This is a genomic window from Bacteroidota bacterium, assembly GCA_030706745.1.
In the GTDB taxonomy this organism is placed as follows: domain Bacteria; phylum Bacteroidota; class Ignavibacteria; order Palsa-1295; family Palsa-1295; genus PALSA-1295.
This window is the reverse complement of record JAUZNX010000006.1, coordinates 13,383-28,001: the sequence shown is the minus strand read 5'-3', so window position 1 is coordinate 28,001 and position 14,619 is coordinate 13,383. Positions and strand designations below refer to the sequence as shown.

Annotated in this window: 13 protein-coding genes; all 13 read left to right on the top strand. The window is 53.5% G+C overall.

Annotated features, from left to right (window positions below; genetic code table 11):
* The first annotated feature begins 88 nt into the window (after positions 1 to 88).
* The 13 genes from Q8902_08495 (at position 89) to galK (ending at position 14,602) form a co-directional block, all read left to right on the top strand.
* Positions 89 to 751, top strand: a complete 663-nt coding sequence (locus tag Q8902_08495; GenBank protein MDP4199595.1) for a cytochrome c3 family protein — start codon at positions 89 to 91, stop codon at positions 749 to 751.
* Positions 748 to 3,813 carry a TAT-variant-translocated molybdopterin oxidoreductase gene (locus tag Q8902_08490; GenBank protein ID MDP4199594.1) on the top strand — a complete coding sequence of 1,022 codons (3,066 nt, stop codon included), beginning with the start codon at positions 748 to 750 and terminating at the stop codon, positions 3,811 to 3,813. Before Q8902_08495 ends, Q8902_08490 begins: the two co-directional genes overlap by 4 nt.
* Positions 3,814 to 3,816: 3 nt before the next feature.
* Positions 3,817 to 5,280 (top strand): NrfD/PsrC family molybdoenzyme membrane anchor subunit, encoded by a 1,464-nt coding sequence (nrfD, locus tag Q8902_08485; protein ID MDP4199593.1) that lies wholly within the window; start codon positions 3,817 to 3,819, stop codon positions 5,278 to 5,280.
* Positions 5,277 to 5,828: a DUF3341 domain-containing protein gene (locus tag Q8902_08480; protein MDP4199592.1), complete on the top strand. Its 552-nt coding sequence runs from the start codon at positions 5,277 to 5,279 to the stop codon at positions 5,826 to 5,828. Before nrfD ends, Q8902_08480 begins: the two co-directional genes overlap by 4 nt.
* On the top strand, positions 5,821 to 6,462 hold the full coding sequence (locus tag Q8902_08475; GenBank protein MDP4199591.1) for a cytochrome c: 642 nt from the start codon (positions 5,821 to 5,823) through the stop codon (positions 6,460 to 6,462). Before Q8902_08480 ends, Q8902_08475 begins: the two co-directional genes overlap by 8 nt.
* Positions 6,463 to 6,468: 6 nt before the next feature.
* On the top strand, positions 6,469 to 7,686 hold the full coding sequence (locus Q8902_08470) for a hypothetical protein (GenBank protein MDP4199590.1): 1,218 nt from the start codon (positions 6,469 to 6,471) through the stop codon (positions 7,684 to 7,686).
* A gap of 68 nt (positions 7,687 to 7,754) precedes the next feature.
* Positions 7,755 to 8,351, top strand: a complete 597-nt coding sequence (locus Q8902_08465; protein ID MDP4199589.1) for a hypothetical protein — start codon at positions 7,755 to 7,757, stop codon at positions 8,349 to 8,351.
* Positions 8,351 to 9,235 (top strand): SCO family protein, encoded by an 885-nt coding sequence (locus Q8902_08460; protein ID MDP4199588.1) that lies wholly within the window; start codon positions 8,351 to 8,353, stop codon positions 9,233 to 9,235. The genes Q8902_08465 and Q8902_08460 overlap by 1 nt, the downstream gene beginning before the upstream one ends.
* On the top strand, positions 9,228 to 10,412 hold the full coding sequence (coxB, locus tag Q8902_08455; protein ID MDP4199587.1) for a cytochrome c oxidase subunit II: 1,185 nt from the start codon (positions 9,228 to 9,230) through the stop codon (positions 10,410 to 10,412). Before Q8902_08460 ends, coxB begins: the two co-directional genes overlap by 8 nt.
* A 29-nt stretch (positions 10,413 to 10,441) precedes the next feature.
* Positions 10,442 to 12,139, top strand: coding sequence for a cbb3-type cytochrome c oxidase subunit I (locus Q8902_08450; GenBank protein ID MDP4199586.1), 1,698 nt, complete (start codon positions 10,442 to 10,444; stop codon positions 12,137 to 12,139).
* 97 nt (positions 12,140 to 12,236) lie between these two features.
* Positions 12,237 to 13,082 (top strand): cytochrome c oxidase subunit 3 family protein, encoded by an 846-nt coding sequence (locus Q8902_08445; protein MDP4199585.1) that lies wholly within the window; start codon positions 12,237 to 12,239, stop codon positions 13,080 to 13,082.
* Between the two features lie 57 nt (positions 13,083 to 13,139).
* Complete coding sequence (locus tag Q8902_08440) at positions 13,140 to 13,436, top strand: cytochrome C oxidase subunit IV family protein (GenBank protein MDP4199584.1); 297 nt, start codon at positions 13,140 to 13,142, stop codon at positions 13,434 to 13,436.
* Complete coding sequence (gene galK, locus Q8902_08435) at positions 13,433 to 14,602, top strand: galactokinase (GenBank protein ID MDP4199583.1); 1,170 nt, start codon at positions 13,433 to 13,435, stop codon at positions 14,600 to 14,602. The genes Q8902_08440 and galK overlap by 4 nt, the downstream gene beginning before the upstream one ends.
* Positions 14,603 to 14,619 lie beyond the last annotated feature (17 nt).

The window sequence follows — 14,619 nt, the reverse complement described above, 5'->3', positions numbered from 1 at the left end:
AATCACTCTGAACCAGTCGCGCCGTTTTTTTCGCCGGATATTTTCCACGTGCGCGTCATCATGTGTGCATTTAGTGCATTGATCTGAGATGGGGCAATTATTCCCGAAAAGTGCTAATTCGATCGCCCGAGCGTCCATTATGGCCTCGGGTGGGCTTGCTGTGATCGCCGTTTACGCGGTATTCATCGGCATTCCGCGATCTTCTTACTGGAATCAATCGGACGTCGTCAAGACGCAGCCTGTTCAATTCAGCCATAAGCATCACGTCGGTGACGATGGGATCGACTGCCGCTACTGCCATACATCGGTGGAGAGTTCGAATTTCGCAGGGTTGCCGCCGACCAAAACTTGCATGAATTGCCATACGCAGCTTTGGGCCACGACGACGTATCTCGAGCCCGTCCGTGCAAGCTGGAAGTCAGGAATCCCGATAAAGTGGACCCGCATTCACGATCTTCCGGATTATGTCTACTTCAACCATTCGATCCACATTAACAAAGGCGTCGGCTGTGCAACGTGCCATGGCCGCGTGGATCAAATGCCGCTTGTTCGGCAAGTCGCCTCACTCCAGATGGAGTGGTGCATTAAGTGCCATCGTGCGCCGGAGCAGTTTCTGAGACCTCGCAGTCAGGTCTTCAACATGGCCTATGAGCCACCTTCGAATCAACAAGCGCTTGGATTGAAATTGAAAAAGGAGTACAACGTGCTCGGTTCGGACGTATTAACGAGTTGTTCAACCTGCCACAGATGAACGGGATTACACTCGACCTTCCAGTTCTCGGTACACCGGGCCCGTTGGCCCAGGCTGCCGATGATTCATCGCGCCTTCCAAAAGCCGGGGAGAAGCAATACTGGCGCTCCCTCGAGGAACTTGCGGATACGCCCGAGTTTGACAACTTCGTGCGTCGCGAGTACCCATCCCAAATGGAGGTTCTGGTCGATCCGGTCAGCCGCCGCTCATTCCTCAAGTTGATGGGCGCCTCGGCCGGACTTGCAGGGCTCGCGGCTTGTACGGTGCAGCCCAAAGAAGAAATTATTCCGTACATCAAGCAGCCGGAGGAGATCGTACCAGGCAAGGCGCTCTATTTCGCCACGGCCATGCCACGATCGGGTGGGGCCATGGGCTTGCTCGTTCGCAGTAATGAAGGCCGGCCGACAAAGATTGAAGGCAATCCCGATCATCCGGCAAGCCTCGGCGCGACCGACATTTTTGCGCAGGCGGCGATTCTCGAATTGTACGATCCTGATCGCTCGCAAGCGATCCTCCACCTTGGTGACATCCGCGCCTGGGGCGACTTTGTGACCGCCATGAGCGGGCGTGCAAGTGGATTTACCGGGACAAAAGGTGCTGGGCTCCGATTCTTGACCGAATCGATCACGTCGCCCTCGCTCAATGCAATGCTCAAGGGCATCCTAGCCGATCTGCCGCAGGCCAAGTGGCATCAATGGGAGCCGGCGAAATCCAGCAGTGCGTTTTATGCTTCGCAGGCCGTATTCGGTGCGCAGGTCACTCCGCACTACCGGTTCGACAAAGCTCTTCGCGTTCTTTCGCTCGATAGCGATTTTATGATGGATTCCGCCGCGAGCGTTCGGTATGCTCGTGACTGGGCCCAGATGCGCAGAGTCAGTACTTCGAGCACCGAAATGAGCCGGCTTTACGTCATGGAGACGACGGCAACAACGACGGGCTCCAATGCGGATAATCGTGTTTCGGTACGCCCGAGTGAGTTCGAGGCTGTCGTCGATGCGCTGGCAAATCGATTAGGAGTTGGCGGAGCGGGTGCAGGCCACATAAAGCAGCAGTCCTTCATTGATGCGGTTGCGAAAGATCTTCTTTCGTATCGCGGGCGCTCAATCGTCATCGCTGGCGAGTGGCAATCGCCACACGTTCACGCATTGGCGCATCAAATCAACGCCGCGCTCGGAAATGTCGGACAAACGGTGTTTTATTCCGAGCCGGTCGATGCAAATCCTGTCGATCATCTTGCGTCTATTACCGATCTCGCGCTGGATATGGCGAAGGGTGAGGTCGAGGCGCTGGTAATCCTTGGTGGAGTCAATCCGGTTTACTCCGCACCGCGCGATCTGAATTTCGCGCAAGCGATGAAGAAGGTGCCATTCATCGTGCATCACGGTTTGTATTACGATGAGACTGCTGAACTTGCGCAATGGCACATTCCCGAAGCGCATTTTCTTGAATCCTGGAGCGATGCGCGCGCGCAGGATGGGACCGCATCGATCATTCAGCCACTGATTTCGCCGCTCTATCAAGGTAAAACATCACAGGAAGTCCTTTCACCCTTCACGAAAGATACATCCGCGGTAGCATACGATATTGTCAAAAATTACTGGACTTCCGGCGTTAAGGGCGGCGATGTTGAGAAGACATGGCGGCGTGCACTTAATGATGGTGTGATCCAGAATACCTCGATCGCACTTAAGACAGCGCAGCCGAGCGGATCTGGAGTTCCGTCCACAGTAGCGCAGGCGTCTGGTTTCGATCTGGTGTTCCGCCCGGATCCTTCCGTATGGGATGGGCGCTACGCGAACCTAGGCTGGTTGCAGGAATTGCCGAAACCGATCACCAAACTGACCTGGGATAACGCGGCGCTCATGAGCAATGCGACCGCTGAACGGCTCGGCCTCAGTGCGACGCTGCAGTTTAAGGGTGGCAGCTACGAGTCGGACATAGTATATATCGAGGTCAATGGCCTTCATCTCGAAGCGCCAGTCTGGATTGTTCCAGGACATCCGGACGATACGATCACGCTCCCAATGGGCTACGGCCGCAGACGCGCTGGTCGTGTGGGTAATAATCTGGGATTCGATGCTGGTTTAGTCCGGACATCTAAGGATGGCTGGTTCGTAACGGGTGCGAAAGTCCGCAAAACTGGCAGCACGTACCAACTCGCTGGCACGCAAATCCATTTTACAATGGAGGGCCGTGAAGCCGTGCGGTCGGCGACATTCGAAGAGTATAAGAAGACCCCGAACTACGTCCATGAGCAGGAGCCCGAGCCCTCCAAGGATATGGGCTTTTTCCCGAAGTATCAATACACGGGATATGCCTGGGGCATGACGATCGATCTGAATTCGTGTATCGGCTGCAATGCCTGCATGATCGCCTGCGTGGCGGAGAACAATATCCCGGTCGTCGGCAAGGAGCAAGTTGCACGGAGCCGCGAAATGCACTGGATTCGCGTCGATCGCTATTATACTGGCGCTGCAGATGATCCGGAGACGTATTATCAACCGGTGCCATGTCAGCAATGCGAGGATGCGCCCTGCGAACTCGTGTGCCCGGTCGATGCGACAAGTCACAGCGCCGAAGGTTTGAACGACATGGTCTATAACCGTTGCGTTGGCACTCGGTACTGCGGCAATAACTGTCCCTATAAAGTTCGTCGGTTCAACTTCCTGCTGTATCAGGATTGGACGACGCCGCAGTATAAGATGCTGCGCAATCCGGAGGTTTCAGTCCGAAGCCGTGGTGTCATGGAAAAATGCACCTACTGCGTGCAGAGGATCCAAACAGCAAAGATTGACTCCGAAAAGGAGGGTCGCCGCGTGCGCGACGGCGAAATCATCACCGCTTGCGAAGCAGCCTGCCCCACGGACGCGATCGTCTTTGGTGACATTAACGATCCGAATAGCCGCGTCGCGAAACTCAAATCGGACTCGCGCAATTATTCATTGCTCGGCGACTTGAACACGCATCCCCGAACGACGTATCTCGGCGTGGTACGAAATCCAAATCCTGAAATTAAACGCGAACTTGTGAAGCGTACGAATAGCTGGGAGGAGAGCGCCTGACGTATGAGTAGCTACGCAACAGACGTACTCGAACCACGCCCGGCCGCGACTAATGGCAAGGCTGTGCCTGGTATTCATCCACTTCTGGATGTGCCGGTCATAGCGCCGGGACATACCTTCGAGTCGATTACAGAAAAAATCTCGAACGTCGTGCTTCGGCCCGGCACGCCACGCTGGTGGTTCGGGACGCTGTTGATCGCCTCGGCCTTCGCGATGGGCTTGCTCTTCGCGCTGACGGTACTCGTCTTCAAAGGCATCGGTATTTGGGGAAACAATCAGCCGGTCGGCTGGGCCTGGGACATTACGAATTTCGTCTGGTGGATCGGAATTGGTCATGCTGGGACGCTGATCTCGGCGATCTTACTGCTGCTCAAGCAAGAGTGGCGGACATCGATCAGCCGGTTTTCAGAAACGATGACGATTTTCGCCGTTATGTGCGCGGGTATTTTCCCTGTGTTCCATACCGGTCGTCCGTGGCTTGCATACTGGCTCTTCCCGCTGCCAAACACGATGGGTGTCTGGCCGCAGTTCAAGAGTCCGCTTGTATGGGATGTGTTCGCGGTTTCTACGTACTTCACGCTTTCGGTTGTATTCTGGTACATTGGCCTTGTTCCGGATCTTGCGACAATGCGTGATCGGGCGAAGAGCACCTTCGTCAAGCGATTCTACGGCCTGCTTTCAATGGGCTGGCGCGGTTCGACGCGGCATTGGAGTCGGTACGAGACTGCATGTCTCCTGCTAGCCGGTCTGTGCACGCCGCTGGTTGTTTCCGTTCACTCGGTTGTCAGTATGGACTTTGCGATCGGCATTATCCCTGGCTGGCACACGACGATCTTTCCGCCATACTTCGTTGCCGGTGCTGTCTATTCGGGATTTGCAATGGTACTCACCCTTGCCATCCCCGCTCGCAAACTCTTTGGACTCGAGGACTTCATAACGATGAAGCACATCGACAACATGGGGAAAGTAATGCTGGCTACGGGACTCATCGTTGGCTATGCGTACACCTTCGAGCCGTTCTTCGGCTTGGTGTATTCCGGAAACAGATACGAGAAATTCCTCATCCTGAATCGGATGTTCGGACCCTACGCACCGTTTTACTGGACGCTCGTTCTGTGTAATGTTGTGACACCGCAATTCTTATGGTGGCGAAAGATACGAAGCAACATTCCACTCTTGTTTGTGCTCGCCATCGTCGTCAATATCGGCATGTGGCTCGAGCGGTTCGTGATTATTGCGATTAGCTTGCACCGCGACTTCTTGCCGAGTTCCTGGGGTTACTTTAAGCCAACCATTTACGATGTCATGACCTTCGTCGGCACACTAGGATTATTCCTGACGCTGATGCTGCTCTTTATGCGGGCCATGCCAATCATTCCGATGTTTGAACTCAAGACTTCCCTTCCGCAGGCAATTCCCGCCGGACATCCCGAGGTCGGCACGTTTGAAGAGGAGGTGGCATCATGAAGCAAGTGAAGAGCTACCCGGTATACGGCGTCATGGCGGAATATGATTCCACCACAGAAATTATTGCGGCAACCAGGAAGGCGTTCGATGCGGGGTATCGAGTGATGGACGCCTTCACCCCATTCCCAATTGAGGCCGTTTCGGAAATGATTGGCTTCCAACGGCACCACAACAAAGTTCCGTTTGCTACGCTGATTGGTGGACTCCTCGGAGGCATCGGCGGTTTTTCGCTGGCTTGTCTGGCGTCCGCTGTGTGGTACCCTTTGAATATTGCGGGTCGGCCGTTTATTACATGGCCGATGTACATTCCCGTCACCTTCGAGAGTACGATTCTCATTGCCGGACTCAGTTGCGGGATTGGGATGCTTGCCATGAATGGCTTGCCGCAGCCCTATCACCCCGTGTTCAATGTTCCGAGTTTTTCTCTGGCCACCAACAATCGATTCTTTTTGTGTATCGAGGCGCGCGATCCCAACTATGATGAATCAGCCGTGACCGATTTTCTGCGAACGACAGGCGCGAGAGAGGTGGTGCGTGTCGATGGATAACAAACAGACGATGCGTCTTTGGTATCGCCTACAGGGCGTCGTGATCCTATTCGCGACGGCATCGACCCTGATATCCTGCCGCCAGGATATGCAGGACCAGCCGAAGTACAAGGCATTTCGTGGAAGCGAGATCTTCCCGGATAGTCTCTCTTCGCGCAACCTCGTTCAGGGTACCGTTGCTCGAGGATATTTGCGCGAAGATGAAGCATATTACACTGGCAAGACCGCTGCTTCATCGACTCCCGCGACGGCAAAAGATACTGGGGCAAAGTCGCAAATGGCGATGGTCAATGAGTTTCCGTTTCCAATCACGCGAGAGATCCTCGATCACGGGCAAGAGCGATTCAATATTTTTTGCTCGCCATGTCATGGCGTGCTTGGCGATGGGCGTGGCTTCATCGTGCTCCGTGGATTTCGTCAGCCGCCGACCTACCATCAGGACCGCCTGCGGAACGAGACCCTCGGACACTTTTTCGATGTCATAACCAACGGATTTGGTGTAATGCCTGATTATGCGATGCAGATTCCGCCGCATGAGCGATGGGAGATTATCGCGTACATTCGGGCGTTGCAATACAGTCAGAATGCGAAGCTTGCGGATTTGCCGCCGGACCAAGTCAAGAATTTGAAGTAAGAAGCATTGGCACCAGGTAATTTCATATTGTCACCGAACGCGCTCGAGACGCAGCGGAAGCGCGGCTTGATCGCGGCTGTTATTGGCTTCGCGTTGCTCCTCCTCGCCATCGTTGTACCGAGTGGCGCTGGTGTTGCACCGCTGACGCAATTCTTCCATTCCTACTTGCTCGGGTTCATGGTCTTCTTCGGCCTCTGCGTTGGCAGCTTAGGATTGCTGCTGTTGCAGTACCTGACTGGCGGCGCATGGGGAATCATGGGCCGAAGAATCTTTGAGGCCGGGAGTCGTATTATGCCCATTGCTGCGATTCTGTTTATTCCGGTCATCATCGGGATGTATCTGAATCATATCTTCGAGTGGACAATCCCGGAGGTTGTGAAGGCCAGTCCAGTACTGACGGATAAAGCCGGCTATCTCAATTCCACATTCTGGACGATTCGCGCGATCGTTTACTTTGCTTATCTGATCATAATTGGAGTAGTACTAAACAAGTACGCGCAGAATCTCGATCGCGAACCCGGCCACCGCTGGAGTCGCAAGCTCGAGAATTTTTCTGGCGGCGCATTGCTGTTCTTCTTCTTCGCCGTTTCGTTTGCTGCCATTGACTGGATCATGTCGCTTGCGCCGGAGTGGTATTCAACGATTTACGGGTTTATCATTATTGTCGGAGAGGGGATTCTCGCGCTGACCTTCGCAATCATGGTGCTGGTTACGCTCTCGAAAGAGGAGCCGATGTCCGGCGCGCTCATTCCGGGCCATCTTCATGATCTCGGGAAGCTGTTATTCGCATTTAACTTTTTGTGGGGTTACTTCTGCTTCTCACAGCTTATCATCATCTACGCCGGTAATTTGCCGGAAGAGATTGTTTGGTATCATCATCGCATTCGCGGCGGCTGGCAGGTCGTTGCGTATATCGTGATCTTTGTTCACTTTATCGTGCCGTTTGCGATCTTACTATCGCGCGACTTGAAGCGAAATGGGCGACGGCTCATGATGATGGCCGCATGGCTCTTCATTATGCGGATCGTTGATCTCTACTGGCTCATCGAGCCGAACTGGCACCGCGAGCAGTTCTTCTTCAGTTGGGCTGATGTCGCCGCTCCCGTTGGATTTGTTGGACTCTACGTGTATCTATTCGTCGGGCAATACAAAAAGAAGGCAGCGTTACCTACGGGTGAACCGGAGCTGGGACTGGCTCTGCATCCCAGAGGGGCGCACGGATAAATCGGAAATCAAGAAAGCACGTCTGAGCACTGAACACGTAATACTTTAGAACTTAGCACCGTAGAATTTTGAAAGGCCAGAAGAGTCATCTTAACGATCCGCACGCCGAGCGTTCGCACGAGCTCGATGTGGCGGATATCCGAAACGATGAAGTCCACCATGAGGAAGGGGATATCAACGTTCGTTCGGTCTATCAGGCATTGCTCTGGCTTGGTGCCGGAATGGTTGTCGTTTATTTCATTGTCTTCGGCATTATCAAATGGAATGAATCGCGTGTGAAGTCGGCGAATGAAGTTGTAACGCACGTGGCAAAGACCAAAGCCGAGCAGTTGCCGCCCGAGCCGCGACTGCAGCTCGCTCCTGGACATGCAATGCACCCGTTGGCTGAAGGGGCTGCCTACCGGGACTCTGTTGAACATTTGCTGGAATCCTTCGGCTACATCAATCAGGCGACCGGAGATATCCATATTCCCATTGATCTCGCCAAGGACATGGTCGTGAAACGTGGTTTCGCGACTCGCGCGACCAATCAGGAAACACCAGCGCTCATGATTCCGGAATTTTCAAGTTCGGGCCGGACAGAGACTGCGCGGGATAATCGCATTCCCGGCGGGACATTTACCGTCACGGGTGGAAACTCTGACGTTCGGGAGGCGGGCAAGTGATGCGACTGACCTTCGACTACCGCTCTGCTTCGCGCTTCGTGATGTGCATCTTGTTGCTATTGGTCTCGGGACCGGCCTTCGCAGGCAATTCTCCTTTCTTCAAAGGCGAAGTTCAGGGGCAACAAGTAGATCCCGGGCTGCCAAAGGCAGTAAAGAATATCGGCATCGATCAGCATTTGGGCGAGCAGGTTACGCTGAGTCTGCCAATGCGTGATGAAGCTGGTAATTGGACGACGCTTGGCGCATATTTCGGTAAGAGACCCGTGATTCTCGTAATGGCTTATTACGGCTGCCCGAACCTCTGCACCATGGTTATGAATGGCGTCTTCGGATCGATGAAGACCCTGCCGTTTACTCCGGGCAAAGATTTCGATGTGGTTTCGGTCTCGATCGATCCGACAGAGACTTCGGATCTCGCGCGGAAAAAGCGAGATTCGTATCTTTCCAGCTATCATCAGGAGCAGAATGTTGCGGCCTATCACTTCCTGACGACCGATGAGCGTACGATCGAGCAATTGACAAAAGAGGTCGGTTTTCGGTATACCTATGACACCGCGAGCAAGCAGTTCGCGCACGCGAGCGGGATCATGATGCTCACGCCGGATGGCAAGCTGTCTCGATATTTTTATGGAGTCGAATTCGCGCCAAGCGACATGAAGTACGGCTTAATGGACGCATCGGGCCGCAAGATCGGGTCTCTTTCGGACCAGGTGCTGCTATTTTGTTATCATTACGACCCAGCGAGTAGTAAGTACAGTGTCGCCATCACGAATGTATTGCGAATCGGTGGGGTGCTCACACTAATCGGTATGGGGCTAATGTTTTACGGTTTCCGTCGTCGAGCGAAGCGCATGAGGAGCCAATTACAGATCGGGAATGCCTGAGACAATGCACGGGATACTTTCACTCAGCACTCAGTCCATCATGGGCAATGGTCTACGGCCACTTCTGGGAATGTCCTGGATGTTGCCGGATCAGGCGTCGACCTATGCGCCGGACGTAGATAATTTATATCTGTTTTTGGTCGGTCTGACGATCTTTTTTACGGTTCTGATATCGGCCGCGATCCTCTATTTTTTCGTCAAATATCGCCGTCGCTCGAACTCGGAAATTCCACGACCGATTGCCGGATCGATCGTGCTCGAAAGCACCTGGTCGATCATCCCGCTTCTAATTTCATTCGGGATTTTTGCATGGGGCGCAAACATCTACCTCACGGAATACACGGTTCCTAATGACGCGCTCGATATTTATGTTGTGGGCAAGCAATGGATGTGGAAGTTCCAGCATCCGGAAGGGCAACGGGAGATCAATGAGCTTCATATTCCGGTCGGCAAGAAGATCCGTTTCATCATGGCGACCGAGGATGTCATTCATAGCTTTTTCATCCCTGCATTTCGAATGAAGGAAGACATTGTGCCGGGACCAAGCAGATACTCAACCGTCTGGGCTGAGGCCACTCAGACCGGTACGTTCCATATCTTCTGCGCGGAGTATTGCGGAACAAGCCACTCTGGCATGATCGGATGGGTTACGGTCATGAATGACAAGGATTACCAGGCGTGGCTTTCCGGCGGGGCGGCAACCGGTACAATGGCCGAGCGTGGTGCAGCACTCTTCCAGCAACTGGGCTGCATTACATGCCACAAGTCCGATGGCACAGGACCATGCCCGAAATTAGAGGGCATATACGGAAAGCAGCAGGATCTCGAAGGTGGCACGAGCGTGCTGGCGGATGATAGTTACGTGCGCGAATCGATCCTGAGTCCGACGGCAAAAATCGTCAAGGGTTATAAACCACTCATGCCCTCATTCCAGGGTATCGTCAGTGAGGAACAGTTGCAGCAACTGATCGCGTATGTCAAGTCGATTGGTACGCCTGTAGCCGCACCGGCACCCGGCAAAGGCGCTGCCCCGGGATCCGTCCCGGCTGCGGTAAGACCACCCATCATGACCTCCAGTGCGTCCGAGTCTATTCCGCCGCAGAATGAGAAGGCCGGAAGTGAAAGCCAGAACACGCAGGCAGAAGCGAGCGCGAAATCAGCAGGCGTCAAGAGATAACAGTTTAGAATATGAGTTTAACTGCAACAATGCCCAGCGAGATCGGCGCCGTTCATACGAACGGTGACGGCGGGCTGAACTATTTGAATAATGGGCACGGCCTTCGCTCGTGGCTGCTGACGAAGGACCACAAGCGGATCGCAATCCTCTATCTGATTACAGTCAGCATCTTTTTTGTGATCGGAGGCGTCTTCGCGCTTCTCATTCGCATCAATTTGCTATCTCCCAGCGGCCTGTTCGAACCGGACACTTACAACCGGCTCTTTACCGCGCACGGTGTAATCATGGTTTTCTTTTTCCTGGTGCCAGCAGTGCCAGCGATTCTCGGCAATTTTCTCTTGCCGATTATGATCGGCGCCAAAGATCTGGCATTCCCAAAGATCAACCTACTCAGTTGGTACTGCTATATCGTCGGCGCCTGTTTTGGTCTCGTTGCGATCATCGCTGGCGGTGTCGATACTGGTTGGACTTTCTATACGCCTTATAGCACGAGCTTTTCGAATTCCAACGTGCTTTTGGTCGGGATCGGAATTTTCATCGTTGGCTTCTCTTCGATTTTGACGGGCCTGAACTTCATCGTTACGGTTCATACGATGCGTGCCCCTGGGATGACGTGGTTTCGCCTGCCATTGTTTATCTGGGCTCATTATGCAACAGCTCTCGTGATCATGCTTGCCACGCCGGTGCTTGCGATCACCGTTGCGCTCATGGCGATCGAGCGCGTTGCTCATGTCGGCATTTTCGATCCGTCGATGGGAGGCGATCCGGTCTTATTCCAGCACATGTTCTGGTTCTATTCGCATCCAGCCGTGTATATCATGGTCTTGCCTGCCATGGGGGTAGTCTCCGAGCTCATTGCGAACATGTCGCGGAAGAATATCTTTGGCTATAAGTTCGTCGCGATGTCAAGCCTTGCCATTGCCGTCTTTGGATTCTTGGTGTGGGGCCATCATCTCTTCGTTTCAACGCAGTCAGTGTATCTCGGATTGATCTTTTCCTTCCTGAGCTATGCCGTTGCGATTCCATCAGCCATCAAAGTTTTTAACTGGACTGCGACACTCTTCAAAGGATCCATTTCGTATGATACCCCGATGCTCTACGGTTTGGGTTTCATCGGATTGTTCCTGATCGGTGGCATGACTGGACTCTTTACCGCCGCGCTTGGGCTGGACGTTCATATTACCGATACCTATTTTGTTATCGCCCATTTCCATTACGTGATGGTCGGCGGCTCACTGATGGGATTCCTTGGCGGATTGCATCTTTGGTGGGGAAAGATGACCGGACGGAATTATCCTGAGTATTGGGCGCGCGCCGCAGCTGTCATTCAGTTCGTCGGTTTTAATCTGACATTTTTCCCGCAATTTTTATTGGGCTATCTTGGCATGCCGCGCCGGTACGCTTCATACCCACCGGAATTCCAGTTGCTTCACGTGTTATCGACAGCAGGCGCGACCATCCTTGGAATCGGGATGCTCATGACAATCTCGTACTTCATCTGGTCGCTCAAGAATGGAACACGCGCAACCCCGAATCCATGGGGAGCATCAGGGCTTGAGTGGCATACCAGCTCGCCGCCGCCCACGGAGAATTTCTTGACGACCCCGATTGTGACGTGGGAGGCGTATGAATTCGCTCCAATGGAGACAATGGACGTGCTGGGCTATCCTGGCGAGCCGCACACGCCGGCACAGCCAGTGCATTCGGAGCATGGCACGGAGGATTGATCCCTGTGCCAAGAGCTTGATGCGAAGCGCTCGGAACGCATGAATGAATTTCAGAACTGATAACTAAGCACCTCGGACTAAGCACTTAACAGAGAACGTGGCACTAATCGAAACAGAGAGGGATCCGGCGCGGGTGGAAATGCACTCGCACCGTCACCCGCGGCTCGTGCACCACTTCGAGAGCATGGAGCAGCAGCGCGAGGCGGGCACCCTTGGCATGTGGTGGTTCTTGCTGACCGAGATTATGTTCTTCGGCGGCATGTTCTTGGCCTATACCGTCTACCGGCATCTTTATTTTGATGCTTTCGCGGCGGGTAGTAATGTTTTGAATATCTGGTGGGGTACCTTCAACACGATGGTCCTCATTGGAAGCAGTCTGACGATGGCCCTTGCCGTCTTCCATGCCCAGACCGGTAACCCGCGGAAGGTCGTGATCTTCTTGCTTGCGACGATCGTGCTTGGAAGCGTATTCCTTCGAGTAAAGTATATAGAATACAACGACAAATTCGTTGAGCACGTGTTTCCGGCTGGCGATTTCCGATGGCCGATCGTGAATGAATCCGTTCGCCCGAATAATATTGGCGATCTACTGCTCATGCTCGTTGGAGCGGAGCATCTGAATGGCGCTGGACCCGCCGAAGCAGTGCCAGAGAAACCCGCAATTAATAACGCCAGTCAAACGGCAGAACAGGCTGCCGATCCGTTGATGGCCGGCCACGTGCGGATGTTTTTCTGGATCTATTTCGCGATGACAGGATTCCATGCACTCCACATGATCATCGGAATTGGAATTCTCCTCGTGCTGATTGTGCAGACGCGACGGGGCAAATTTTCGAAGGAATATCACTCGTATATCGAGCTATTCGGCCTCTATTGGCATTTCGTCGACATCGTGTGGATCTTCCTTTTTGCACTGCTGTATCTGATCGACCGACATCCATAGACCGCCAGTTGCTGCGCTCAGGATGAGATCAGCACATAGCACTTACTATTTAGAATCATGTCAGAGCACATCGTTTCCAAAAAGACGTACTACACGGTCTTCTTCGCACTCATGCTGGGGACGGCGCTGACCGTTGCCGCCGCATTTGTAAATCTCCACAGCTTCAACATTGTGGTCGCGCTGCTCATCGCTGGCGTAAAGGCGACGCTTGTTATCTTTTTTTTCATGCATGTCAAGTATTCTTCACGACTCACTAAGCTCTGGGTCGCAGTCGGATTTATTTGGCTGTTCCTGATGCTCGCGATTACGATGACGGACTATCTCTCCCGTGCCTGGCTGACATATAAGCCATAGCCGGTACGAATACACTTCTCGCTGCATTTGCCGATCGGTTCGGTGCCGCCGACGGCGTTCGTTTGTTCCGTGCGCCAGGACGCGTAAATCTCATTGGTGAGCATACCGATTATAACGACGGTTTCGTCTTGCCGGTCGCGGTTGACAAATACGCTTTTATTGCGGCTCGGCCTCGTGACGACCGATTAGTCCGCGTCTTTTCTGTCCGTTTCCCTGAACTGGTCGAGTTCGATCTCGACATTCCACGCGAGATGGTGCAAGGACATTGGTGGAACTACGTGGAGGGCACAGCGCGTATCCTTGAACGTCTTCAGCATCGGCTTCGTGGCGCAGACATTCTGATCGACTCGGATATTCCTATTGGCGCAGGGCTCTCCTCTTCGGCGGCTCTAGAGACCGTCATTGCGTTCTCTCTTCTTTCACTTGCCTGTATTCCCATCGACCGTCTTGCGATGGCTCAGGCCTGCCAGAGGGCTGAGCATGAATATGCCGGATCGAATTGTGGTATCATGGATCAGTTCATCTCGGCAAATGCTCGTGAAGGATCGGCAATTCTGCTCGATTGCCGGTCCCTTCAATACGAAGAGATTCGAGTTCACACCGATGCATACGCCCTTATTGTTTGTGACACAGGCATCAAGCATGAGCTCGCACTAACGGAGTACAATTTGCGCCGGAAGGAGTGCGAAGACGCTATCTCAATTATTTCAAATGCTTCAGTTGGATTGGAAGGGATACGTTCACTTCGAGACGTGACCTTCCCCAATTTTGAAGTCCTTGAAGGTCTTCTTCCGCGGGAGTTACAGAAGCGAGCCCGGCACGTCATTTCTGAAAATGCACGGACGCTCGCCGCTGCCGATGCGCTCCGCGACAGAGATGTAATTCGGATGGGGAAGCTTATGGCGGCATCGCATGCTTCGTTGCGAAACGACTACGAAGTGAGCTGCCCTGAGCTTAATCTGCTGATTGACATTGCCGCTACCGTACCGGATGCACTTGGTACACGCATGACCGGCGGCGGATTCGGCGGCTGCACGGTTGGTTTTGTCAAACGGGAGTGCATCGAGGAATTCCGAGATCGAATGACACGAGAGTATGCCGCACAAAGTGGTCGCGAATTGGCGATCTATGAGTGCGAGATTGTTGGAGGGGCATCCGAGATGTGATGAAGATAGATTGTGGC